Raw genomic sequence first — 23,334 nt, forward strand, 5'->3', positions numbered from 1 at the left:
CGAATTGGCACATTGCGCACATAAAAAGTGGGTTTAAATGGTAACGCTTACATTATAGGGGAAACAACGCCGGGGTGACGGCGTTGATAAGGTCAAACGCTGTCCTGCCGGTAGCGATAACCGCCTTCAGGCTGCGCCACAAAATGCAGCCGGTGAGTAATACATTGGGGAGCATCTTCCGCATGGTGGGACACGAACAGCAACTGGGTTCGTCCTTCACCAATTAAGATATCGACAAAACGTCGCACTAACTGACGATTAAGCGGATCCAATCCCTGTAACGGTTCATCAAGTATTAACAGGGTAGGATGTTTAACCAGCGCCCGGGCGATTAACACCAGCCGTTGTTGTCCCCAGGATAAACCGTGGAAGGGCATATCGCCCATCGCTGAATCCATACCCAGCAGCGCCAGCCACTGACGCGCCAGGGCCATTTGTCGATCGGAGACGGCCTGATAAAGCCCAATAGAGTCAAAAAAGCCGGATAAAATCACGGTGCGCACGTTGGCGCTCACCCGGTAATCAAGATGCAGGCTGCTGCTGACATAGCCAATATGTTGTTTGATATCCCAGATGGTTTCCCCACTGCCGCGGCGAAGGCCGAACAGGGTTAAATCATTGCTGTAGCCCTGCGGATGATCGCCGGTGACCAGGCTGAGCAATGTCGATTTGCCCGCGCCGTTCGGCCCAATAATATGCCAGTGCTCACCAGCATTAACCTGCCAGTTAAGCCCGTCAATGATGCGCTGGTCGTTATAGGACACCACGCCGTTACGCAGGATGACCCGTGGCGCATTATCGGCCAACTGGGGAAGCGCATCCGCGACATCGGCCTCTGGCAGTGCCATCCCGTCCAACTGCTCACTGCGTGCCAGCTGTGCGACCAGCGCCTGCGCCAGAATCGCCTCACGCGGCCCGACGTGCGTCAGGCTGCATTCGGCCAGCACGCCAACCTGGTCAACATAATCCGGAATATCGTCAAAGCGGTTAAGCACCAGCACCAGGGTAAAATCTGCCTGCTGCAGGTTATTCAGGGTGGCTGTCAGGTTGGCGCGTGAATCCACATCCAGACCGTCAAAAGGCTCATCCAGGATCAGCAGGTCAGGCTGCTTCATTAACGCCTGGCACAGCAACGTTTTACGCGTTTCACCCGTTGACAGGTATTTAAAACGGCGGTTAAGCAGGCCGGTGATACCAAACTGCGCCGCCAGGTGTTCACAGCGCGTCCTGTCTTTGACCTCATCCTGAATGATTTCAGCCGTGGTACGGCCGGTGTCATCCTCACCCTCACTCAGCAGATCGGTATTATTTCGTTGCCATTCATCGGCGACCAACTGTTGAAGTTGCTCCAGAGAGAGGCGGCTGGGACGCTGGAAATCACGCCTAACCTCACCTGACAGCGGCAGTAGCTCACCTGACAGGGCGCGGGCCAGCGACGATTTGCCGCTGCCGTTGGCGCCAACAAAGGCCCAGCGTTCACCGCGTTGCAGATGAACATCGGCCAGAGACAGCACCCGGGTATCATTAAGATGAAATATGCCTTGCGAAATTTGCAATGAAGCCATGATTCGTTCCATTTTTTGCAGCGTTAACCGTTGTTTTAGCCACTGCATCGGATGAAGTCAAACCAGGATAACACATCAACGCAACGACGCGACGATGGCATGGCTGGCGCTGAAGCTGGCGATCACGGCGTTGCCGGGCTGCCACTGCCGCCGTTCGATTTCACTGTTATCCAGCGTGGCGCACAGCGTTTCACCGCCCGGCAGGCGCATCAGGACTTCACTGACCTGCTCGCCACGCTCGATAGCGCTTATCGTGGCGGCAAGCTGATTCTCTGCCTGAGTGGGTTGAGTATGAAGGCTGATCCAGGGGGCTTTGATCAGCACCAGCACCTCTTTACCGCTCTTAAGCTGCAGGCGTTCCGCACTGCGCTCGGTGAGGGCGACCTTGAGCCGGGTTAGGCCGTCGGAGAGCAGAATGGTCAGGTGCTGCACAACGTGCTGTGCGTCGTTGTCTGTTACCGTGCCAAACAGTTGATTACGCGCGCTGGTTTGCAACGAGGCGCGGGCAATAGCGGCCAGCAGGCTGTCCAGCGGCAGGCTATCCTGCTGCAAAGCATCAAAGGCATGTTGCTGAATCTTTTCCATCAAACCAAACAGCTGTACCAGGCGCTCGCCATAGCGGGTTAACTGCGCGCCACCGCCGCCTTTTCCGCCGGTTGCGCGCGCCACGATTTCCTGTTCAGCCAGCTGATTCATCTCGTTGATGGCATCCCAGGCGCTCTTGTAACTGATGCCCGCCAGTTTCGCCCCCTGGCTGATCGAACCGGTTTGCTGCACGCGTTTTAGCAGTTCAATGCGGCGTGGATCGGCAAACAGTTTTTGCTGCAGGCGGATATGAAGGGTGAGTTCGGCTTGCATGGTGGCTCCGGCAAAGAGTGAATCGCGTTATCGGGCAGATGATAGCGAGCTTTCCGTCTCAAAGTAAAAGCACGAAAAGGACTGCGCAAAATTTTACTGAGCCGTTACAATCCCATCTTTATACGCAAAGTGGGACTTTCCATGCTGGAACTTATTAAAAGCCTCGCCGTGGCGGTGATCATGGTACCTGTGGTTATGGCAATCATGTTAGGCCTGATTTACGGCCTGGGTGAAGTGTTCAACCTTATCTCTAAAACGGGTCGCCGCGACGATAACAAGACCCGCTCTCAGCATTAATTCTCCTGCAACGTCCGCCTCAGCGCGGACGTTGTGGTTTTTACCCCGCATTACGTCTCCTCTCCGCTTTTGCTAATTTGGTCCTGGTGTCAGATAATGCGTTGTATTATCCGATATATAACGATCACTGGAGAGAAATCATGCGTTTCGCATTTTATCGTTTGAGTATGGCGGCAGTATTAACAGTTTCCCTGAGCAGCCAGGCGCTGGCCGCCGAAAAAGTGACTGTTTTTGCCGCCGCCTCATTAACCAACGCGCTGGAAGAGATAGCCGCACAGTACAAAAAAGCGCACGGCACGGAGGTGGTGTCATCTTTTGCTTCTTCTTCTGTGCTGGCGCGTCAGATTGAGCAGGGTGCGCCAGCCGATCTGTTTATCTCAGCCGATCAGCAGTGGATGGACGATGCCGTTGCCAAAAAAAGTATGATCGACACCAGCCGTTATACGCTGCTGGGTAATGACTTGGTGCTGATTGCACCGCGCAGCGACGGTGCCAAGCCGGTGACGATTAACGATAACACCAACTGGAAAAGCCTGCTGAAAGGTGAACGCCTGGCCGTGGGCGATCCTGATCATGTACCGGCCGGCATCTATGCCAAAGAGGCGCTGCAGAAACTGGGTGCCTGGTCTTCCCTGTCCCCGGCACTGGCGCGCGCCAATAATGTGCGTGCCGCACTGGCACTGGTCGAGCGTAATGAAACCCCGTACGGCATTGTTTACGGCTCAGATGCCGTGGCCAGTAAAAAAGTCCAGGTGGTGGGCACCTTTCCGGAAGACAGTCACAAACCGGTCGAATATCCTGTGGCGATTGTTAAAGATCGCGACAACGCGGCCGTTAAGGCTTTCTATAACTACCTGAAAGGGCCGGAAGCGGCCGCAGTGTTCAAACAATACGGATTCACGCCTAAAAAATGATACTCAGCGATGTTGAATGGCAGGCGGTCATGCTCAGTCTGCAGGTGTCAGGCATAGCCGTGCTGTGCAGTCTGCCATTCGGTATCCTGATGGCATGGGTGCTGGTACGTTGCCGCTTCCCCGGCAAAGCCATCCTCGACAGTGTGATCCACTTACCCCTGGTGCTGCCACCGGTGGTGGTGGGTTATCTGTTGCTGATAGGTCTGGGCCGACGCGGTATCATCGGTGAAAAACTGTATGACTGGTTTGGCTTTAGCTTCGCGTTCAGTTGGCGTGGAGCGGCGCTGGCCTCGGCGGTGATTGCCTTTCCACTCATGGTGCGGGCCATTCGTCTGGCGCTGGAGGCGGTGGATATCCGGCTGGAGCAGGCGGCGCGGACGTTAGGTGCCGGGCGCTGGCGGGTTTTTTTTACCATTACGCTGCCCTTAACCCTGCCCGGTATCATCGTCGGTACGGTGCTGGCCTTTGCCCGTTCCCTTGGCGAGTTTGGTGCCACTATCACCTTTGTGTCTAACATTCCTGGCGAAACCCGCACGATTCCCCTGGCCATGTATACGCTGATTGAAACGCCGGGTGCCGAAGGCGCCGCCGCACGTCTGTGCGTGATCGCGATCGTTCTGGCGCTGGCCTCGTTACTGATTTCTGAATGGCTGGCGCAGTGGGGCCGGAAACGGATGGGCTCCTGATGCTGACGCTTAACTTTGCTCAACGGCTGGGCGAGCACCAGCTTGAGATTGACGTGACGATTCCCGCCACTGGCATCACCGCGATATTCGGCGTATCCGGTGCGGGCAAGACCTCATTGATTAATGCCATCGGCGGCTTAACCCGGCCCCAGCGTGGACGCATTCAGCTTAATGACCGGATACTGTTCGATGCAGAACAGCAGGTCGCCTTGCCGCCGGAAAAGCGCAACATTGGTTATGTTTTTCAGGACGCACGGCTGTTTCCGCACTACAGCGTGCGGGGCAATTTACGCTACGGCCTCTCGGTCAGTATGAAAAGCCAGTTCGATTCGCTGGTGGCGTTATTAGGCCTTAACCCCTTACTGAACCGTTTCCCGCTGTCGCTCTCGGGCGGAGAAAAGCAGCGCGTTGCCATCGGACGCGCCTTGCTCAGCGCACCCGATATCCTGCTCATGGATGAGCCGCTGGCGTCACTGGATTTGCCGCGTAAGCGTGAGCTGATGCCTTACCTGCAGACGCTGGCGAAGCAGGTCGATATTCCCGTGTTGTATGTTTCCCATAGCCTGGAGGAGATACTGCAGTTGGCGGATAACGTGCTGGTGCTGGATGCGGGAAAGGTAAAAGCCTTTGGTCCCCTAGAACGTGTCTGGAGCAGCAGCGCGATGCGGCCATGGCTGCCCGCAAGCGATCTGACCAGCGTGCTGCGTGTGCAGGTACTGGAGCATCATCCGGACTATCCCATGTCGGCGCTGTCTCTGGGCGATCAACATATCTGGGTCAGCCGGGTCAATTTGCCGGTTAAATCGCCGTTGCGGATACGCATTGCCTCGGCGGATGTTTCACTGACGCTGCAACCCGCGCAAAACAGCTCCATCCGAAATGTGCTGCCTGCGCAGGTCGTCGAGCTTATTGAGGTAGGCGATCAGGTTGAAGTGAAGCTGCGTATTGGCATCAGTGAGCTGTGGGCGCGTATCTCGCCCTGGGCGCGCGACGAGCTTAATATCCGGCCCCAACAGTGGCTGTATGCGCAGATTAAAAGCGTGTCGGTCACGACCTGAGGTGCCCGGTGGCATGTTGTTCCACCGGGGCAGACATCATGACAGGACGTGCTGATAAAGCGTGTCGGCGATACCCGTTTCAAGGTTGGTGCCAGTCACCATTTTTGCCCGCGACTTGATGACGTCGTCCGCATTGCCCATTGCCACGCCCAGCCCGACGTTTTCCAGCATGCTCAGGTCGTTGTAGTTATCGCCAAACGCAATCACGTCATCCATCGTCAGCCCCACAGACTCAACCCACTGCGCCAGGCGCTTCCCTTTGCTGTTGCCGCCGCGCGCAACGTCAACCTGATCGTGCCATGACCACTCGCAGGCCAGCCCCAGTTCGGCTTCTGCGCGCTGGGCAAACTGCTGCAGTTCTGCGGTGTTCTCGTGGGAAAGGGCAAACTTCCAGATCGACTGCGCCTCTTTGGCGGCCTGCGCCAGGCTGTCCACCTGCGTAAATACGGGGCGCTGGTGCGGCGGGAGCGATTCACTCCACTTCAGCGTGCGAATCACATGACCGGTCGGGGTTTGATACAGCATCGCATCGTCCACATACAGCAGGCCGTGAATCTGATGTTCGTCCAGCATCTCAATCACGCGTAGCGCAACCTGCGCATCCAGCGGGTCAGAAGCCAGCACTTTTTTGGCCGGATAGTCATACAGATAGGTGCCATTACAGCAGATGGCGGGCGTATCCAGATTTAAGGCCTGATAGAAAGGATGAATGGCGCAGTGGTGACGTCCGGTCACGATAATCACCTTGACGCCAGCCTTGCGCGCTTGCGTAATCGCTTCCACGGATTGTGGCAGAATGGTTTTCGTCGGGGTCAACAGCGTGCCGTCAAGGTCGAGGGCGATTACACGATAGCTCATTAATCCTCTCATCGGAATGGGTTAGCAGAGCAGCAAGTCTACACCCGACCAGGGTACGGAAACAAAAATCAGGGCACAAATCATTCCAGCGAGACAGAAAAAAACGCGCTACAGTGACCTGCAGAACAACATGAGTCAGCGAAAAAGGAGAATACATGAAGCAAGTTGTCTACACCGCCAGTCCTGAGAGTCAACAAATCCATGTCTGGCAGTTGAATGAAGATGGCACCTTGACGCTACTACAGGTTACGGACGTTGCGGGTCAGGTTCAGCCTATGGTGGTGAGTCCGAAAAAAGATTTCTTGTATGTAGGCGTGCGTCCCGACTTCCGCGTACTGGCGTTTCGCATCGCCCCGGACGGCACGCTGACCGAAGCCGGACAGGCACCGCTGCCGGGAAGCCCGACCCATATCTCCACCGACCATGCTGGCCGGTTCCTGTTTTGTGGTTCCTATAACGATGCGTGCGTCAGTATCAGCCCAATAGGCGAGGACGGCGTGCCACAGGCACCGAGCCAGGTGATTAACGGTCTGGCGGGATGCCACTCCGCCAATATCGACAATGCCGATCGCACGCTGTACGTACCTGCGCTGAAGCAGGATCGCATCTGCCTGTTTGATCTTGGCGCTGACGGTCAGTTAACCCCGCATGCACAAGAGCAGGTCACGACGGCGGAAGGGGCCGGGCCGCGGCACATGGCGTTTCATGCCAACGGACAGTACGCCTACAGCGTCAATGAGCTCAACAGCACGGTCGAGGTCTGGGCGCTGAACAATGCGCATGGCAAGGTCGAGTCGGTGCAAACGCTGGATATCATGCCGCCAGATTTTACCGGTACCCGCTGGGCTGCGGATATTCATCTGACGCCAGATGGCCGTTTCCTGTATGCCTGCGATCGCACCAGCAGCATGTTAACGGTGTTCAGCATCAGCGAAGACGGCGCCGTTCTGACGCGGGAAGGGTTCCAGCCTACGGAAACCCAGCCGCGCGGGTTCAATATCGATCATACGGGTCAGTACCTGGTGGCGGCAGGGCAGAAGTCGCACCACATTGAGGTGTATAACATTACCTCGCCACAGGGATTACTGAAGCCGGTAGGCCGCTACGCCGTTGGACAGGGTCCAATGTGGGTGGTGGTTCATCAACTGGCAGGGTAACGTTCAGGATGGCCGCTTCCGGTAAGACGTTTAACCGGAAGCGGCATTGTCAGGCGACGATCAGACGTAATGAACGGTTAACGCTGCGCTGGCTAACACGTGAAAGTGCACGTTAAATCCAACCATCGCGCCGCTGGCACCCTCATCAACCTCGATTTTATCCACATCCAGCGCATGAACGCTGAAGATATAACGATGGGTTTCACCGGCGGGTGGTGCCGCGCCGCCGTAGCCGGCCTGGCCAAAATCGGTGCGTGTCTGCAGCGCGCCGGCTGGCAACGCGGCTTTACCGGAACCCGCTCCCTGCGGCAGCGATGTCGTGTCGGCCGGAATATTCGCCACCACCCAGTGCCACCAGCCTGAGCCTGTAGGCGCATCCGGATCGAAGCAGGTGATCACAAAACTTTTGGTGCCCTCTGGTGCGTCTTCCCAGGCCAGGTGGGGTGAAAGATTATCGCCCTGATAACCCATTCCGTTAAAAACGTGTTTTTCCGGCATTTTGTCGCCGTCATGTAAATCCTGGCTGTAAACTCGCATCACATCTCCTTGCGTTAATGGTCACTGCCTTTTCATCTTAACCAAAAGCCGGTTTACGTCCAGCCGTTGAAACATTAAGAAAGAAAGTGTGCCGGCTTCTCAAGCGCCGCACCTATCGCATTGACCAGCGTATTCAGCGCCTCAGGCGTGATGATATAAGGTGGCATCAGATAAATCAGGCGACCAAACGGCCGAATCCAGACGCCCTGGCTGACAAAAAATTGTTGTAAGGCTGCCATGTTGACCGGGCGATGGGTTTCCACAACGCCAATGGCTCCCAGCACGCGAACATCGGCCACTTCGGGGGCGTGGCGCAGGGGCAGCAGCGAGTCACGTAGCTGATGTTCTATTGCGGCAACCTGATGACGCCAGTCGCCTTCCTGCACCATCGCCAGGCTTTCTGTTGCGACAGCGCAGGCCAGCGGGTTCGCCATAAAGGTGGGGCCGTGCATAAAACAGCCCGCCGGACTGTGGCTGATGGTATCGGCCACCTCCCGCGTCGTGAGGGTGGCGGCCAGGCTCATGGTGCCGCCGGTCAGGGCTTTTCCGACACACATCATATCCGGCGTAATCGCCGCATGTTCGCAGGCAAACAGCTTACCGGTGCGGCCGAAGCCGGTGGCGATTTCATCGGCGATCAGCAGGATGCCATAGCGGTCACAGCATTCGCGCACGACCTGCAAATAGCGCGGATGATAAAACCGCATCCCGCCTGCGCCCTGAACCACGGGTTCCAGAATCACCGCCGCCAACTGGCTCTGATGTTGCTGGATCAGCCGGACAAAATCCTCAGCATCGCGCGCCTCCCACTCATCATCAAACCCGCACTGCGGTGCTTCAGCGAAATGGTGCTCGGGCAGGTAGCCGCGCCACAGGCTGTGCATGGAATTATCCGGATCGCATACCGACATTGCGGCAAAGGTATCGCCGTGATAACCCCGTTTGAGCGTCAGAAACTGCTGACGCGTTTCTCCTCGCCCCAGCCAGTATTGCAGCGCCATCTTCATCGCCACTTCGACGGCAACGGAGCCGGAATCCGCCAGAAACACGCACTCCAGCGCGTCTGGCGTCATGGTGACTAACTGACGGCAAAGGGCCACGGCGGCAGGATGGGTAATGCCGCCGAACATCACATGGGACATCTGCGCCATCTGCTGTTGCAGCGCCCGATTCAGGCGCGGATGGTTATAGCCATGTATCGCCGCCCACCATGACGACATCCCGTCCACCAGCTCGCGACCATCTGCCAGTTGCAGATGGTAATCCCGAGCCGCAACAACCGGATAGCAGGGCAGTGGCTGCGCCATTGAGGTATAGGGATGCCAGATATGCTGGCGATCAAATTCAGCGTCCTGTGGAGTAAACATTGGAGTTGTAAACCAAAATAAAAAGATTTAGTTTACAAGTATAACCACGTTAACTGTCGGGATGACACCTTTTTTGGAGTATGTAATGTCACAACGTTGGACTATAGCCCAGGCGCAGGCGCTGTTCGATCGGCCTTTTCTTGAACTGATGTTTGAGGCACAGCAGGTGCATCGCCAGCACTTCGATCCCCGTCAGGTTCAGGTCAGCACGCTGCTGTCGATCAAAACCGGGGCCTGCCCTGAAGACTGCAAATATTGCCCGCAAAGCGCCCGTTACAAGACCGGTCTGGAATCGGAGCGCCTGATGGAAGTGGATGAGGTACTGCGTTCCGCGCAAAAGGCCAAAGCTGCCGGCTCGAGCCGCTTCTGCATGGGTGCCGCGTGGAAAAACCCCAGCGACCGCGATATGCCTTACCTGGAAAAAATGGTGGAAGGCGTTAAAGCGATGGGCATGGAAACCTGTATGACGCTTGGCACGCTGAGCGACAGCCAGGCCCAGCGTTTAGGCAGTGCCGGACTCGATTTCTACAACCACAACCTGGATACCTCGCCGGAGTTTTACGGCAATATCATTACTACACGTAGCTATCAGGAACGCCTGGATACGCTGGGTAAAGTGCGCCAGGCGGGCATTAAAGTCTGTTCCGGCGGGATTGTGGGCCTGGGTGAAACGGTGAACGACCGCGCGGGCCTGCTGGTGCAACTGGCGAACCTGCCTACGCCGCCGGAAAGCGTGCCGATCAACATGCTGGTGAAGGTCAAAGGCACCCCGCTGGCAGAGAATGATGACGTTGAGCCGTTCGACTTTATCCGCACCATCGCCGTCGCCCGTATCATGATGCCGACCTCGCATGTTCGCCTGTCGGCGGGCCGTGAGCAGATGAGCGAGCAGACCCAGGCGATGTGCTTTATGGCAGGTGCGAACTCCATTTTCTACGGATGCAAACTGCTGACCACGCCGAACCCGGAAGAAGATAAAGATATGCTGTTGTTCCGCAAGCTGGGGCTGAATCCTGAACATACCCAGACTGACAACGGCGACAATGCACAACAGCAGCAGCTAACGGAGCAACTGCTTCACGCCGATACAGAAAAATTCTATAACGCGGCGCTGTAATGAGCTGGCAGCAACGCATGCAGCAGGCGCTGACGCAGCGCCGGGCTGAAGATGGCTGGCGTGAACGGCGGGTGATTGAAGAGAACCAAACGCGCCTGATCCGCCATGCCGGTCAGATGTATCGCCACTTTTCCAGTAACGACTATCTTGGACTGAGCCAGCATCCTGCGGTGATCGCGGGCTGGCAACAGGGCGTGGCGCAGGCGGGTGCTGGCGCGGGCGCATCAAGCCATGTCACCGGCTATCATCGCCTCCATGCTGAGCTGGAAGCCCAACTGGCGGACTGGCTGGGCTATCCGCGCGCACTGCTGTTTATTTCGGGCTTTGCGGCCAACCAGGCGATCATTCACCTGTTAGCCGAAAAAAATGACCGCATCCTGGCCGATAAACTCACTCATGCTTCGCTGCTGGAGGCCGCCAGCCACAGCCCGGCGCAGCTGCGCCGTTTTGCACATAACGATCCACATAGCCTGGCTGCCCGGCTGGATGCACCCTGCGAGGGGCAAACGCTGGTGGTCACCGAAGGCATTTTCAGTATGGATGGTGATAGCGCGCCCTTACAGGCGATTGCTGCTCAGGCCAAACAGGCCCGCGCGTGTTTGCTGGTCGATGATGCGCACGGTATTGGTATCACCGGCGAACAGGGTCGGGGCAGTTGCTGGGCGCAGGGCATTAAACCTGACCTGCTGGTGGTGACCTTTGGCAAAGCCTTCGGCGTCAGTGGCGCCGCGTTGTTGTGTGATGAGGCTACCGCCGATTATTTTCTGCAATTTTCCCGCCATCTGATTTACTCCACCGCGATGCCGCCGGCCCAGGCCAGCGCGCTGTTAGCCGCGCTTAAACAGGTGCAGGTGGGCGATGAACATCGCCAACGCCTTGCTCACAATATCGCCCATTTTCGTCGCGGGGCAGCCTCATTGCCCTGGGCGCTCATGGATTCGTCCAGCGCGATTCAGCCGTTGATCGTCGGCGATAACGGGCAGGCGCTGGCGCTGTCTGCGCGCTTAGCCCGTGCGGGATGCTGGGTCAGTGCGATTCGTCCGCCAACGGTGCCACCGGGTACAGCGCGTTTACGTATTACGCTGACGGCCGCCCATCAGCCAGACGATATTGACGTCTTACTGGAGGCGCTGCATGACGCTGCAGGTTGATAAACGCGCCGTTGCCAGAGCCTTTGGTCGCGCGGCCTCCCAGTATGATCACCATGCCGAACTCCAACGGTTGAGCGGTGATGCACTGCTGGCGTGGGCACCCGCGCGCACTGGCCTGCAGGTGCTGGATGCCGGTTGTGGGACCGGCTGGTACAGCCGGATATGGCACGAGCGGGGCAAACAGGTCACCGCGTTGGATCTGTCAGCGCAGATGTTGCACCAGGCCCGGCAAAATGGCGTCGCGCATCACTATCTGGCAGGGGATATCGATGCGCTGCCGTTGGCAAACCAGTGCGTTGACCTGGTATGGAGCAACCTGGTGGTGCAATGGAGCGAAGATTTGCAGGGGGCGCTAACGCAGTTTAACCGGGTACTAAAGCCTGGCGGCTGTTTGCTGTTTTCCACCCTGAGCGCGGGCTCTCTGCACGAAGTCCATCAGGCCTGGTCGCACCTGGATGGCAGCCTGCACGCTAATCGCTTCCTGCCCGCGCAGGAGATTGCCGCCGCCTGTGAAGCTCAGCATCTGCACTGCCATGCACAAACCTTTATCTTGCATTTCCCCGATGCCCTCAGCGCGATGCGCTCTCTGAAAGGCATCGGGGCAACCCATTTGCATAGCGGGCGATCCGCCTGTTTGTTGACGCGTCAACGTCTTGCTCAACTCGAAGCCCACTGGCCCCGGGATGAGCAGGGTTTTCGCCTCAGTTACCATGTGATGTTTGGAGTGACGAAATCATGAAACGCTGGTTTGTGACCGGCACCGACACCGAAGTCGGTAAAACGGTGGCCAGTGCGGCGCTGCTGCAGGCTGCCACGGCTGCAGGTTATCGTTGTGCAGGCTATAAACCTGTTGCCTCGGGCTGCGAGTTAACTGCGTCAGGCGTGCGTAACAGCGATGCGCTGGCGTTACAGCGTTACAGCAACGTTGCGCTGCGCTACGAGCAGGTGAATCCGCTGGCGTTTATGGAGCCAACCTCGCCGCATATCGTCAGCGCGGATGAGGGCAGACCGATTGAGTTTGCCACCCTGTCGGCGGGGCTGCGTGAACTTGAGCCGCTGGCCGAGTGGATTCTGGTCGAGGGAGCAGGCGGCTGGTACACGCCGCTTTCTGAGACGCAAACCTATGCAGACTGGGTAGAGGCGGAGCAACTGCCGGTGATTTTGGTGGTGGGCGTTAAGCTGGGATGTATTAATCATGCCATGCTGACGGCCGATGCTGTCCGCGCACGCGGTCTGCGACTGGCGGGCTGGATCGCCAATACGGTACAGCTGCCCGGTCGGCGCTATCAGGAATACCTCACGGCCTTAACACAGCGCCTTCCGGCACCTTGTCTGGGAGTGATTCCCTGGTTAACGGATGAGGACCAGCAGGCTGACTGTGGTCAGTACCTGACGCTGCCTGGCGAATCAGGCCACGGTTAACCATTTATCCAGGGTACCGTCATCCAACTGGGTGACGTTGCCCTGAGCCACATTGCGGCCGCGATGCAGCAGTAAAAAGTTGTCAGCCACGCGGCGAATCAATGATACCCGCTGTTCAAGCAGCAAAATCGTCAGACCATAGTCGCGGTTCAGGCGACGAATCAGATTCCCCATCTCTTCTTCCAGCCAGGGTGCCATACCGTCGGCAGGCTCATCCAGAATCAGCAGGCGCGGCTGTAAGACCAGCGCACGGGCCAGCGCCAGTTGCTGCTGCTGATAGACGGGCAAATCGCCGCTACGCTGTTGACGCAACGAATAAAGCGCCGGCAGCAGGTCGAATATCATTTCCGGGATAGCCCGATAGCCGTCACGCGGTTGTGCGCCTGCCAGTAAAGCAATGAGTAAATTATCCTCGACGCTCATCTGAGTAAAAATATGTCGCCCCTGCGGAACATAGCCAATGCCCTGACGGGCGCGCAGCTCTGCAGGCTGCGACAACAGGTCTTCAGGCGGCGAACCATCCTGCTGCCAGCTAATGGTCCCGCTGTTTATAGGCAGCTTCCCCATAATGCAGTTGACCAGGGTGGTTTTCCCCATGCCTGGCCGCCCCAATATGCCGGTGCAGGTGCCGGGAGGCAGGTCCAGATCCACATTCCAGAGAATATGATTTTTACCGTAAAACTGATTCACCGACCGTAAACTTAACATCTGACGCGCTCCTTCCAGATAATTAACCTGAATGCTTTCGCCGTTCATCTCTGGTAAATCGCTCTAATGAGATAGCGGGATGTCCAACACCGCTATTGCCTGTACTACGCTGGTAAAACGTTATGCAATTCCCAGGCCAGAGTCATGATTGCCCCCTGTGGCTGGCTTAACCTGCGGAAATACCATCATTTAAAGATAAAGAAAAATGAACAATGCCAGCCTTGGCTTAAGGCGCGGTGCAACGGCGGTGCAGGCGAAAGGTGTGATGAAGTGCGTCTGCTCGCTAATGGGGCAGGTGCCAGGCCACAAAAAATAAAAAAAAGAAAAGGGGTTGTCGCAGATCAAGGCGAGCGCCGCTGCGGTAGCTCAATCCTGCCAGTTAGTGTCAGAAATTAAGCGAAAAAAAAATTTTTTTTAGGGCCGCCATGACGACGAAAAAAATTATACACAGCTGATGTGCAAAGGGCTGTCATCAGTTATCCACTATTCCTGTGGATAACCTTGTGCATTAGATAATGAAAACAGGTTAGAAGCGAGGAAATACGGGGCCTGGTAACTGGATGATGAGAATCTGGGCTTTTTAAAGTAGCGGCTATAAATCAATGGGTTATCAAAAAACAAGCCTGCCGGATTGGTGCCGATTCATCAAACTGCAATTTTATGACACATGCTTGACAAATGTTAAATCAGGGCCTGGCTTGGGGATAACCCTGCGCAACAAAAACAGCCGACAGCAAGGGATAAAGCTAAAGAGTCAAGCGGAAAGTGATGTCCGTTACTGTGCATCATTACTGTTATTATATCCAGTATTTTTTTCTGGCAAAATCGGCATAGCAGAGTAAAATAATGGGCTGCCCGCCGTCTTTCTTCTGCAGGAACCCTATTCATGAGTAAAGATTTTAAACTGAACTCCGCTTTCAAGCCTTCTGGCGATCAGCCGGAAGCGATTCGTCGTCTGGAAGCCGGACTGGAAGATGGACTGGCGCACCAGACGTTATTAGGCGTCACCGGATCGGGTAAAACCTTTACCGTCGCTAACGTAATCGCCGATCTCAATCGGCCCACCATGGTATTAGCGCCCAACAAAACCCTGGCGGCGCAGCTGTATGGTGAGATGAAAGAGTTCTTTCCGGACAACGCCGTGGAGTTTTTTGTCTCCTACTACGATTACTACCAGCCTGAAGCCTATGTGCCGAGTTCCGACACCTTTATCGAAAAGGATGCCTCGGTTAACGAACACATTGAGCAAATGCGTCTTTCCGCCACAAAAGCCTTGCTGGAGCGGCGCGATGTTATCGTCGTCGCATCGGTGTCGGCGATTTATGGCCTGGGCGATCCCGATCTTTATTTGAAAATGATGCTGCACTTAACGCGCGGTATGATTATCGATCAACGCAGCATCCTGCGCCGCCTGTCAGAGCTGCAGTACACCCGCAACGATCAGGCGTTCCAGCGCGGGACCTTCCGGGTGCGCGGCGAGGTTATCGATGTGTTCCCTGCGGAATCTGACGACATTGCGCTACGGATCGAATTATTTGATGAAGAGGTGGAGCGCCTGTCATTGTTTGACCCGCTCACCGGCCAGGTTGAGTCAGTGGTGCCGCGCTTTACGATCTATCCCAAGACGCACTATGTCACACCGCGTGAGCGCATTTTACAGGCCATGGAAGACATCAAAGTCGAGCTGGCCGACCGGCGTAAAAACCTGCTGGAAAATAACAAACTGCTGGAAGAGCAGCGTATCACCCAGCGTACCCAGTTTGATCTGGAGATGATGGGGGAGCTGGGCTACTGCTCCGGCATCGAAAACTACTCGCGTTACCTTTCGGGCCGTGGGCCTGGAGAAGCGCCGCCGACCCTGTTTGACTATCTTCCGGCGGATGGCCTGTTGGTGGTGGATGAGTCCCACGTGACGATTCCGCAAATTGGCGGCATGTACCGTGGCGACCGGGCGCGTAAAGAGACATTGGTGGAATACGGTTTCCGTCTGCCCTCGGCGCTGGATAACCGCCCAATGAAGTTTGAAGAGTTCGAGGCACTGGCACCGCAAACGATTTATGTGTCGGCGACGCCGGGCAAATACGAGCTGGAAAAATCCGGCGACGAGGTGATTGACCAGGTGGTGCGACCGACCGGCCTGCTGGACCCGATCCTCGAAGTGCGGCCCGTCGCGACCCAGGTTGACGATCTGCTGTCAGAGATCCGCAAACGCGTCACCGTCAATGAACGTGTACTGGTTACCGTCCTGACCAAACGCATGGCGGAAGACCTGACCGAGTACCTGGAAGAGCACGGCGAAAAAGTGCGCTATCTGCACTCGGATATTGATACCGTGGAACGTATGGAAATCATCCGTGACCTGCGTCTGGGTAAATTTGACGTATTGGTGGGGATTAACCTGTTGCGAGAAGGGCTGGATATGCCCGAAGTGTCGCTGGTGGCGATTCTGGATGCGGACAAAGAGGGCTTCCTGCGTTCGGAACGCTCGCTGATTCAGACCATTGGTCGTGCGGCGCGTAACATCAACGGTAAAGCGATTCTCTACGGCGATAAAATCACGCCTTCAATGGCGAGGGCGATTGAAGAAACCGATCGCCGCCGCGAAAAGCAGCAGCGCCACAATGAAGAAAACGGCATTGTGCCGCAGGGCCTGAATAAGAAAATCACCGATATCCTGGAGCTGGGCAATAACGTGGTGAAAACCCGCGGCAAAGCCAAACCCAGCAAACGCGGTGCGGCCGAAAACAACGCCGATTACCTGGCGTTATCGCCGCAGGCATTGCAGAAAAAGATTCACGAGCTGGAAGGGCAGATGCAGCAACATGCGCAAAACCTGGAGTTCGAACAGGCGGCTGGCCTGCGCGATCAACTGCAAGAATTGCGCACGTTATTTATTGCGGTGTCGTAATTCAGTTAAACCCCTGAATAGCGTGTTCCAGCGCGGCACGGAGCAGCTGGCGGTCGTGACGATACCTGATATCGGCCGCCTCCAGCGGTTCACGAATAATCAGACGGTTTTCCACCCGGCTGACATCCGTGGACGGGCCAACCACGATGGCGTCAATCACCCGCTTGCCAATGTAGTGTTCCATCATCGCCAGTTTATCGGCCACGGTAAGTGTGGCCGCCGCAGGACTCAACTCCCGGCCCAGATTGCCGATAAACACCATATTGGCGGGAGTGCGCCGTAACGCCTGGGCCATCTCTTTCATGAGCAGAATGGGCATCAGGCTGGTGTAAAAACTGCCAGGCCCAATCAGGATCAGATCGGCCTCTGCAACGGCGTCGAGCGCTTCCCGGGTGGGTTGTACGGCAGGGTGAAGCATCAGTTCCTGAGGCGGAAGTTTCATCTCGTCGATGGCGGTTTCACCGTAAACGGCATTGCCCTCGACATCGGTTGCCACTAAATCAACCGGCTGTTCAGACATAGGAATTAAAAAGGCGTCGACCTTTAGCAGGTTTCGGATGATGTTAACCACTTCCAGCGGGCGTACGCTAAGGTGATCCAGCGCTTTGAGTATCAGGTTGCCCAGGTTGTGTCCGGCCAGTTCACCGTTGCCGGTAAAGCGGTATTCGAACATGGCGGATGCCACGCTCGGCTCGGTAATCAACTGGTTAATACAGTTACGCAAGTCGCCCCAGGCAATACCGCCTTCGGCGCGACGAATGCGGCCTGTGGAGCCGCCGTTATCGGTGGTGGTGACAATGCCTGTCAGGCGTGAACCCAGGGGAGACAGGGCAGACATCACGCGTCCTAATCCGTGTCCGCCCCCTAAGGCCACCACGCGATCAAGGTCCGCCAGTGTTCGATTCATACTTCTCCTTTTTCGCGTCTGCGGCGCTTATGCGCACTATTGATGCAGACGAGGGTGATTTACGTCAATGCTTACCGGCCATGTTAACTTATCCTGTGGGCGAAATACGGTGAAAGTTAACGTTACTGGAGCACAGAGAGTAAAAGCCGTGGATGGCGCATAATCACTAATCGCGCTACCATCTGTAGACCGCGTTGACCAGCCGGTTAACGTACACTCAAGCCTGAATGCCTACGTCTGCGGATAGGGGATTCAGGCCGTAGCCTTCGCGCTGCCAGGGTGCAGGAAGAAATGACTGCATCTCCCGAATTGGAAAGGTGTTCTGGTGTCACAATTTACTGATGCATTTTCGCGCAAATTTTACTATTTGCGCCTGTCGGTCACGGATGTCTGCAACTTCCGTTGTACCTATTGCCTGCCGGATGGTTACCAGCCAAATGGTATCCGCAATAAAAGCTTTCTCTCGCTGGATGAAATTCGTCGGGTCACCCGCGCCTTTGCGGCGGCGGGCACAGAAAAAGTGCGCCTGACCGGTGGCGAACCTTCCCTGCGCCGCGACTTTACCGACATCATTGCGGCGGTCAGGGAAAACGCGGCGATTCGTCATATCGCCGTCACCACCAACGGTTACCGGCTGGCGCGTGACGTTAAGCAATGGCGCGATGCCGGACTTACCGCCCTTAACGTCAGCGTAGACAGCCTTGACGCACGCCAGTTTCACGCCATTACCGGCCAGGATAAATTCCATCAGGTCATGGCGGGCATTGACGCGGCGTTTGAGGCCGGTTTCAGCCAGGTCAAAGTCAATAGCGTACTGATGCGCGATGTGAACAGCCATAATCTGACGACCTTTCTTGACTGGATTCGTACCCGTCCCATTCAGCTGCGTTTTATTGAGCTGATGGAAACCGGTGACGGCGGTGCGCTGTTTCGCGAGCAGCATGTGTCCGGCGAGGTGATCCGCGATAAGCTGATCGCGCAGGGCTGGCAGCGCCGCATCAGCGGTCGCAGCGATGGCCCGGCCCAGGTGTTTTATCACCCCGATTACGTGGGTGAAATCGGGCTGATCATGCCGTATTCCAAAGATTTTTGCGCCAGCTGTAACCGCCTGCGGGTTTCCGCGCAGGGCAATCTGCACCTCTGCCTGTTTGGTGACGGCGGGATTCCGTTACGGGATCTGCTCGCGTCAGACGATCAGCAGCAGGAACTGCAGGCGCGTATTGCCAGCAGTCTGGGACAGAAGAAACAGACGCATTTCCTGTTACAGGGGAATACCGGTATTACACAGAATCTTTCTTATATTGGCGGTTAATTGCAGGAGCAAATATGGGTAAACCAGCCAGCGCGTTTCAACCGTTACAGCTTGCTACGTTAACGGTTTCAGACAGCCGCGATGCCGGCAACGATACATCCGGTGATTATCTGCGTGAAGCCGCGATCGAAGCCGGACACAGCGTTATCGACCACGCCATCGTCCCAGACAATCTCTACCGTATCCGGGCCATTGTGTCACGCTGGATCGCCAGTGAAGACGTGCAGGTGGTGATCGTTAACGGCGGAACCGGTTTTAACCTGAAAAACAGCACACCCGACGCGCTGCTTCCCCTGTTCGATCGGGAAATCGAAGGCTTTGGCGAGCTGTTTCGCATGATTTCCTATGAAGAGATTGGCGGATCGACCTTACAGTCCCGTGCGGTCGCCGGCCTGGCAAACCAGACGTTGATTTTTGCCGTTCCCGGCTCGACGTCGGCCTGCACCAGTGCCTGGGAGCGCATCATCGCCGATCAACTGGATGCCCGTACGCGTCCCTGCAACTTTGTCACCCATTTAAAGAAACGTTAAGCATGTCACAACTCACACACATTAACGCCGCCGGTGAAGCCCACATGGTGGATGTTTCCGCTAAAAATGACACCGTACGCGAAGCCCAGGCTGAAGTGCTGGTGCTGATGAAGCCAGAAACGTTACAGATGATCATCGAGGGCAGTCACCACAAAGGGGATGTGTTCGCGACGGCGCGCATCGCGGGCATTCAGGCAGCAAAACGCACATGGGAGCTGATCCCGCTTTGCCATCCGCTGATGCTGAGCAAAGTGGAAATCGCACTGGTGGCGGAACCGGAATCGAACCGGGTGCGCATTACGTCCCTGTGTCGGCTCAGCGGGAAAACCGGCGTGGAAATGGAAGCCCTGACTGCGGCTTCCGTAGCGGCACTGACAATCTATGACATGTGCAAAGCCGTACAAAAAGACATCGTGATCGATCAACTGCGTTTGCTGCATAAAAGCGGCGGCAAAAGCGGCGATTTTCAGGCGGTTGCCCATGATTAAGGTGCTGTTTTTTGCCCAGGTGCGGGAACTGGTGGGAACCGATTCGCTCACCCTGGCTGCGGAGTACCCCAACGTGGCGGCGCTGCGCGCGGCACTGGCGCAGAAGGGCGATCGCTGGGCGCTGGCGCTCGACAGTGAACGTTTACTCGCCGCCGTTAACCAGACGCTGACCGCGATGAGTCATCCCTTGCAGGACGGGGATGAAGTGGCCTTTTTCCCACCGGTCACCGGAGGATAAATGGAAACGCAAATTCGGGTGGGCCCGGCTGCTTTTGAAATGGCCCAGGAGTACCAGTGGCTGGCGGCATGTAAAGAAGACGGCGCCGTGGTGACCTTTACCGGCAAAGTGCGCAACCATAATTTGGGTGATGATGTCGCCGCCCTGACGCTGGAACATTATCCCGGCATGACGGAAAAGGCACTCAAGGAAATCGTCGATGAGGCACGCCAGCGCTGGCCGCTGCAGCGCGTTTCAGTGATTCACCGCATCGGTGAACTCTTCCCCGGCGATGAAATTGTGTTTGTCGGCGTCACCGGTGCACACCGCGGCAGTGCATTTGCCGCCGCGGAGTTCATTATGGATTACCTGAAAACCCGCGCGCCATTCTGGAAACGTGAAACCACCGGACAGGGCGATCGCTGGGTCGATGCGCGCAACAGCGACCGCGAGGCCGCTCAGCGCTGGGATTAAGGCGTTGAAAGCTGTTCTGCGGGGGCAAACTGGGTCTTTCCGTGTGCGTGTTCGCCTCCGCCCTTGCCACGTTGCAACTGAATGACGTCACCGTCCTGCCAGGCGTTGGCACCGGGAACCACCGGGTGCGCGTCAATATCGGCCCGTTCAGCACGAATTTTGTGACTGTCGAGAGCAAAACGGCGATCGCGATCGGCCAGTAAGCGCGAGTCCATTTGCCCATCGGCGGTAAAGCCCATCATCAGCGCCGGAATCCCCAGCGGCAACTGTTTGTCACGGTCGGTGTGCCAGGTATGCCACGTTTTACCGTAGGTGTTGACGATACGCGTCATCAGCGCATGCTCCGCGGCGGCAGGCAGGCCGGGTGCGACCAGCGAACCGGATTTCACCTCGTACTGATGGCTGTGCCACAGCTTCTTTTCCTCGTTGGGCAAGGTCCGGTACAGCCGTTCGCTGATGATATATTCCACGCCCATCAGGCGCGCATCGCGCGTGTTGCCGTCATAAATCACCGCCTGCATAACGTCATCATTTAAAACCGTGACATAGTGATGTGCTTCCATCTGACCGTTTTTGTCACCGTTATAGAAGTGAAAACCATCCAGATAGGCATTGATCGCGTCAATCGGCGGTCGTGATTGCATCAGGGCGGCACCGCTGTCCAGCGCTTTCAGGCCAGGAGAGGTTGGGGCGCCAGGCGAACGGACCTGCGCGGGCGTTGTGTTACCGCCGCAACCGGCCAGTAACAGGCTGAGTAGGGTAACTGTCCAGAGTTTTGACATAAAGCATCCCTTTTTCGCTAATTTCGCTAAAAGAGATAACCTTAGTTCAGATAATCAAACCTGCCCTGCGAAGCGGGGCAGTGTTAAGCTAGGTTTTTTCCCCCTCAGAGGACAGGTATGTCATTCACTTCATTACCAAAACGTCTGACGCTGCTCGCCATACTGATCCTGGCGGGCTGTAGCAGTAAAAAAACGCCGGAAGCGCCTGCAACGCAGCCTGAGGATGTGAAAGCACAGATTCAGCGCCTGCTGCCTGCCAACGTCAGCAACAAATCAGGCTGGGCTGATGATATCTATACCTCGTTCCGTACCCAGGGGCTTGAGGCCAGCGACAGCAACTTGTGCGCGGTTATTGCCGTCGCGGGGCAGGAGTCAGGTTTTGATGCCAGTGGGAATGTACCCGGGATGTCAAAAATCGCCTGGGATGAGATTGACCGTCGGGCGGCTAACGTCCATGTTCCGGCGTTTTTAGTGCGCACCGCGCTGTTAATTAAGTCCACCAACGGCGAAAGCTATGCCGCGCGGCTGGATAAAGCGAAAAGTGAAAAAGATCTGAGCGATATTTTCGACGATTTTATTGAGATGGTGCCCATGGGGCAAACGCTGTTTGGCAACCTCAATCCTGTGCACACCGGCGGGCCGATGCAGGTCAGTATTGCCTTTGCTGAGGCACATGCCAAAGGCTATCCGTGGCCGGTAGAGGGATCGATACGACGTGAAGTGTTCACCCGGCATGGCGGGGTTTACTTCGGCACGATGCACCTGCTGGGCTATCCCGCCGATTACAGCAAGCCGCTTTACCGTTTCGCGGACTATAACGCGGGCTGGTTCGCCAGCCGCAATGCCGCTTTCCAGGCGGCGGTGTCCCGCGCCACAGGCATGAAACTGGCGCTGGATGGCGATCTGATTCAGTATGGCTCCGACAACGCGGGATCGACGGAACTGGCGGTGCGTACCCTGGCGAAGCGCCTCGATATGAGCAACAGTGAAATTCGCAACGATCTTGAGCTGGGCGAAAAGGCCGAATTCAGCGACAGCGACGTGTGGAAGCAGGTCTTTGCGCTGGCGGATAAAATGGCCGGACGGCGATTGCCGCGTGAAATATTGCCGGGAATCAAGCTTGAAAGTCCCAAAATCACCCGCAATTTAACCACGGCGTGGTTCGCACAGCGCGTCGACAGCCGGTATCAGCAGTGCATGTCACGTCGATAAGCACGGCGTTGTGGCGCAGTTGAACAGAGCTGTGCCACACTTAACCAGGCTCCCCTGTCAGGGGAATAACCCATTCGTTTAACAAGAGGTGCATCATGGACCGATATCCACAGAATGATTCAATAGTTCAGCCTGCATCTCGCGGGTTGCAGGCTTACATGGCACAGGTTTATGGCTGGATGACCTGCGGATTATTACTTACCGCGTTCGTTTCCTGGTTTGCCGCCCGCACGCCAGCGGTCATGGAGCTGGTTTTTGCAAACCGGATAACCTTTTTCGGCTTAATCATTGTGCAACTGGCACTGGTGTTCTTCCTCTCCGGCATGGTGCATCGCCTGAGCGGTGCCGTGGCGACCGGGTTGTTCATGCTTTACTCGGCGCTGACCGGGTTAACCATGGCCAGTATCTTCCTGGTGTATACCTATTCGTCTATCGCCAGTACGTTCTTTGTGACGGCGGGGATGTTTGGTGCCATGAGTTTTTATGGCTACACCACGAAACGCGATCTGAGTCGCCTGGGCAGCCTGCTGTTTATGGCGCTGATTGGTATCCTGCTGGCATCACTGGTGAACTTCTGGCTGAAAAGCCCGGCGTTAATGTGGGCGATTACTTACATCGGCGTGGTGGTGTTTGTGGGTCTGACGGCGTATGACACGCAGAAGCTGAAAAACATTGGTGAGCAAATTGACGCGCGCGACACGGAAAACCTGCGTCGCTACTCGATCATGGGCGCGCTGACGCTCTATCTTGATTTCATCAACCTGTTCCTGATGCTGCTGCGTATTTTCGGTAACCGCCGTTAATAAAAC

Annotated in this window: 25 protein-coding genes and 1 riboswitch; of the genes, 17 read left to right on the forward strand and 8 right to left on the reverse strand. The window is 56.3% G+C overall.

Features of this window, described 5'->3' with window-relative positions; all coding sequences use genetic code 11:
• Positions 1 to 92: 92 nt before the first annotated feature.
• Positions 93 to 1,565 carry a molybdate ABC transporter ATP-binding protein ModF gene (modF, locus tag NR177_RS04925; RefSeq protein WP_256852401.1) on the reverse strand — a complete coding sequence of 491 codons (1,473 nt, stop codon included), beginning with the start codon at positions 1,563 to 1,565 and terminating at the stop codon, positions 93 to 95.
• Positions 1,566 to 1,640: 75 nt separating this feature from the next.
• On the reverse strand, positions 1,641 to 2,423 hold the full coding sequence (modE, locus tag NR177_RS04930; protein WP_096012144.1) for a molybdenum-dependent transcriptional regulator: 783 nt from the start codon (positions 2,421 to 2,423) through the stop codon (positions 1,641 to 1,643).
• A gap of 141 nt (positions 2,424 to 2,564) precedes the next feature.
• Between modE and NR177_RS04935 the strand changes: the two genes are divergently transcribed.
• From NR177_RS04935 to modC, 4 genes are all read left to right on the forward strand, one after another.
• Entirely contained in the window at positions 2,565 to 2,720 is a 156-nt protein-coding gene (locus tag NR177_RS04935) for an AcrZ family multidrug efflux pump-associated protein (protein ID WP_074181002.1), read from the forward strand.
• 140 nt (positions 2,721 to 2,860) lie between these two features.
• Complete coding sequence (gene modA / locus NR177_RS04940) at positions 2,861 to 3,634, forward strand: molybdate ABC transporter substrate-binding protein (protein ID WP_181377131.1); 774 nt, start codon at positions 2,861 to 2,863, stop codon at positions 3,632 to 3,634.
• Complete coding sequence (gene modB / locus NR177_RS04945) at positions 3,631 to 4,320, forward strand: molybdate ABC transporter permease subunit (protein ID WP_063878820.1); 690 nt, start codon at positions 3,631 to 3,633, stop codon at positions 4,318 to 4,320. Before modA ends, modB begins: the two co-directional genes overlap by 4 nt.
• Positions 4,320 to 5,378: a molybdenum ABC transporter ATP-binding protein ModC gene (gene modC / locus NR177_RS04950; protein ID WP_256852402.1), complete on the forward strand. Its 1,059-nt coding sequence runs from the start codon at positions 4,320 to 4,322 to the stop codon at positions 5,376 to 5,378. Before modB ends, modC begins: the two co-directional genes overlap by 1 nt.
• A gap of 36 nt (positions 5,379 to 5,414) precedes the next feature.
• Here modC and NR177_RS04955 read toward each other — a convergent pair whose 3' ends face one another.
• The gene (locus tag NR177_RS04955; RefSeq protein ID WP_063878822.1) at positions 5,415 to 6,236 is read right to left on the reverse strand and encodes a pyridoxal phosphatase; all 822 of its coding nucleotides are present in this window, start codon (positions 6,234 to 6,236) and stop codon (positions 5,415 to 5,417) included.
• 155 nt (positions 6,237 to 6,391) lie between these two features.
• On the opposite strand from NR177_RS04955, the gene pgl reads away from it, so the two are divergent.
• Positions 6,392 to 7,393, forward strand: a complete 1,002-nt coding sequence (gene pgl, locus NR177_RS04960) for a 6-phosphogluconolactonase (RefSeq protein ID WP_063878823.1) — start codon at positions 6,392 to 6,394, stop codon at positions 7,391 to 7,393.
• Between the two features lie 60 nt (positions 7,394 to 7,453).
• Here the strand turns inward: pgl and NR177_RS04965 are convergent, their stop codons facing one another.
• Together NR177_RS04965 and bioA are read right to left on the reverse strand one after the other, a co-directional pair.
• Positions 7,454 to 7,930, reverse strand: a complete 477-nt coding sequence (locus NR177_RS04965) for a kinase inhibitor (RefSeq protein ID WP_145395030.1) — start codon at positions 7,928 to 7,930, stop codon at positions 7,454 to 7,456.
• A 74-nt stretch (positions 7,931 to 8,004) separates the two neighbouring features.
• Complete coding sequence (gene bioA, locus NR177_RS04970; protein ID WP_256852403.1) at positions 8,005 to 9,297, reverse strand: adenosylmethionine--8-amino-7-oxononanoate transaminase; 1,293 nt, start codon at positions 9,295 to 9,297, stop codon at positions 8,005 to 8,007.
• Positions 9,298 to 9,382: 85 nt separating this feature from the next.
• On the opposite strand from bioA, the gene bioB reads away from it, so the two are divergent.
• Genes bioB through bioD form a run of 4 tightly spaced genes read left to right on the forward strand, consistent with a single transcriptional unit; the run spans position 9,383 to position 12,987 of the window.
• Positions 9,383 to 10,414 carry a biotin synthase BioB gene (gene bioB / locus NR177_RS04975; protein WP_063878826.1) on the forward strand — a complete coding sequence of 344 codons (1,032 nt, stop codon included), beginning with the start codon at positions 9,383 to 9,385 and terminating at the stop codon, positions 10,412 to 10,414.
• Positions 10,414 to 11,565: an 8-amino-7-oxononanoate synthase gene (bioF, locus tag NR177_RS04980; protein WP_256852404.1), complete on the forward strand. Its 1,152-nt coding sequence runs from the start codon at positions 10,414 to 10,416 to the stop codon at positions 11,563 to 11,565. The genes bioB and bioF overlap by 1 nt, the downstream gene beginning before the upstream one ends.
• On the forward strand, positions 11,549 to 12,304 hold the full coding sequence (gene bioC / locus NR177_RS04985; RefSeq protein WP_109717188.1) for a malonyl-ACP O-methyltransferase BioC: 756 nt from the start codon (positions 11,549 to 11,551) through the stop codon (positions 12,302 to 12,304). Before bioF ends, bioC begins: the two co-directional genes overlap by 17 nt.
• Positions 12,301 to 12,987, forward strand: coding sequence for a dethiobiotin synthase (bioD, locus tag NR177_RS04990; protein ID WP_256852405.1), 687 nt, complete (start codon positions 12,301 to 12,303; stop codon positions 12,985 to 12,987). The genes bioC and bioD overlap by 4 nt, the downstream gene beginning before the upstream one ends.
• Here the strand turns inward: bioD and NR177_RS04995 are convergent.
• The gene (locus tag NR177_RS04995) at positions 12,973 to 13,695 is read right to left on the reverse strand and encodes an ABC transporter ATP-binding protein (protein ID WP_096012522.1); all 723 of its coding nucleotides are present in this window, start codon (positions 13,693 to 13,695) and stop codon (positions 12,973 to 12,975) included. The genes bioD and NR177_RS04995 overlap by 15 nt on opposite strands.
• Positions 13,696 to 14,581: 886 nt before the next feature.
• Here NR177_RS04995 and uvrB point away from each other — a divergent pair.
• Positions 14,582 to 16,603, forward strand: a complete 2,022-nt coding sequence (uvrB, locus tag NR177_RS05000) for an excinuclease ABC subunit UvrB (protein ID WP_109717189.1) — start codon at positions 14,582 to 14,584, stop codon at positions 16,601 to 16,603.
• A 1-nt stretch (position 16,604) separates the two neighbouring features.
• Here the strand turns inward: uvrB and yvcK are convergent, their stop codons facing one another.
• Positions 16,605 to 17,510 (reverse strand): uridine diphosphate-N-acetylglucosamine-binding protein YvcK, encoded by a 906-nt coding sequence (gene yvcK / locus NR177_RS05005; protein WP_256852406.1) that lies wholly within the window; start codon positions 17,508 to 17,510, stop codon positions 16,605 to 16,607.
• Between the two features lie 202 nt (positions 17,511 to 17,712).
• Positions 17,713 to 17,846: riboswitch (molybdenum cofactor riboswitch) on the forward strand.
• Between yvcK and moaA the strand changes: the two genes are divergently transcribed.
• The 5 genes from moaA (at position 17,833) to moaE (ending at position 20,531) form a co-directional block, all read left to right on the forward strand.
• Entirely contained in the window at positions 17,833 to 18,822 is a 990-nt protein-coding gene (gene moaA, locus NR177_RS05010) for a GTP 3',8-cyclase MoaA (protein ID WP_164484295.1), read from the forward strand. (Overlaps the previous riboswitch by 14 nt.)
• A 14-nt stretch (positions 18,823 to 18,836) precedes the next feature.
• On the forward strand, positions 18,837 to 19,352 hold the full coding sequence (gene moaB, locus NR177_RS05015) for a molybdenum cofactor biosynthesis protein B (protein ID WP_063878834.1): 516 nt from the start codon (positions 18,837 to 18,839) through the stop codon (positions 19,350 to 19,352).
• A gap of 2 nt (positions 19,353 to 19,354) precedes the next feature.
• Complete coding sequence (gene moaC / locus NR177_RS05020) at positions 19,355 to 19,840, forward strand: cyclic pyranopterin monophosphate synthase MoaC (protein ID WP_063878835.1); 486 nt, start codon at positions 19,355 to 19,357, stop codon at positions 19,838 to 19,840.
• Positions 19,833 to 20,078: a molybdopterin synthase sulfur carrier subunit gene (gene moaD, locus NR177_RS05025; RefSeq protein WP_063878836.1), complete on the forward strand. Its 246-nt coding sequence runs from the start codon at positions 19,833 to 19,835 to the stop codon at positions 20,076 to 20,078. The genes moaC and moaD overlap by 8 nt, the downstream gene beginning before the upstream one ends.
• Positions 20,079 to 20,531: a molybdopterin synthase catalytic subunit MoaE gene (moaE, locus tag NR177_RS05030; protein WP_096012156.1), complete on the forward strand. Its 453-nt coding sequence runs from the start codon at positions 20,079 to 20,081 to the stop codon at positions 20,529 to 20,531. It begins immediately after the preceding gene.
• Here the strand turns inward: moaE and NR177_RS05035 are convergent.
• Complete coding sequence (locus NR177_RS05035; protein ID WP_256852407.1) at positions 20,528 to 21,313, reverse strand: OBAP family protein; 786 nt, start codon at positions 21,311 to 21,313, stop codon at positions 20,528 to 20,530. The genes moaE and NR177_RS05035 overlap by 4 nt on opposite strands.
• 117 nt (positions 21,314 to 21,430) lie before the next feature.
• Between NR177_RS05035 and NR177_RS05040 the strand changes: the two genes are divergently transcribed.
• The gene (locus tag NR177_RS05040; protein WP_109717191.1) at positions 21,431 to 22,525 is read left to right on the forward strand and encodes a DUF1615 domain-containing protein; all 1,095 of its coding nucleotides are present in this window, start codon (positions 21,431 to 21,433) and stop codon (positions 22,523 to 22,525) included.
• A 95-nt stretch (positions 22,526 to 22,620) separates the two neighbouring features.
• Positions 22,621 to 23,328 carry a Bax inhibitor-1/YccA family protein gene (locus NR177_RS05045; RefSeq protein WP_014593230.1) on the forward strand — a complete coding sequence of 236 codons (708 nt, stop codon included), beginning with the start codon at positions 22,621 to 22,623 and terminating at the stop codon, positions 23,326 to 23,328.
• Positions 23,329 to 23,334: the final 6 nt, after the last annotated feature.

Origin of the sequence: Pantoea sp. Fr+CA_20, from assembly GCF_024520835.1 — a bacterium.
GTDB classification, from domain to species: domain Bacteria; phylum Pseudomonadota; class Gammaproteobacteria; order Enterobacterales; family Enterobacteriaceae; genus Pantoea; species Pantoea allii.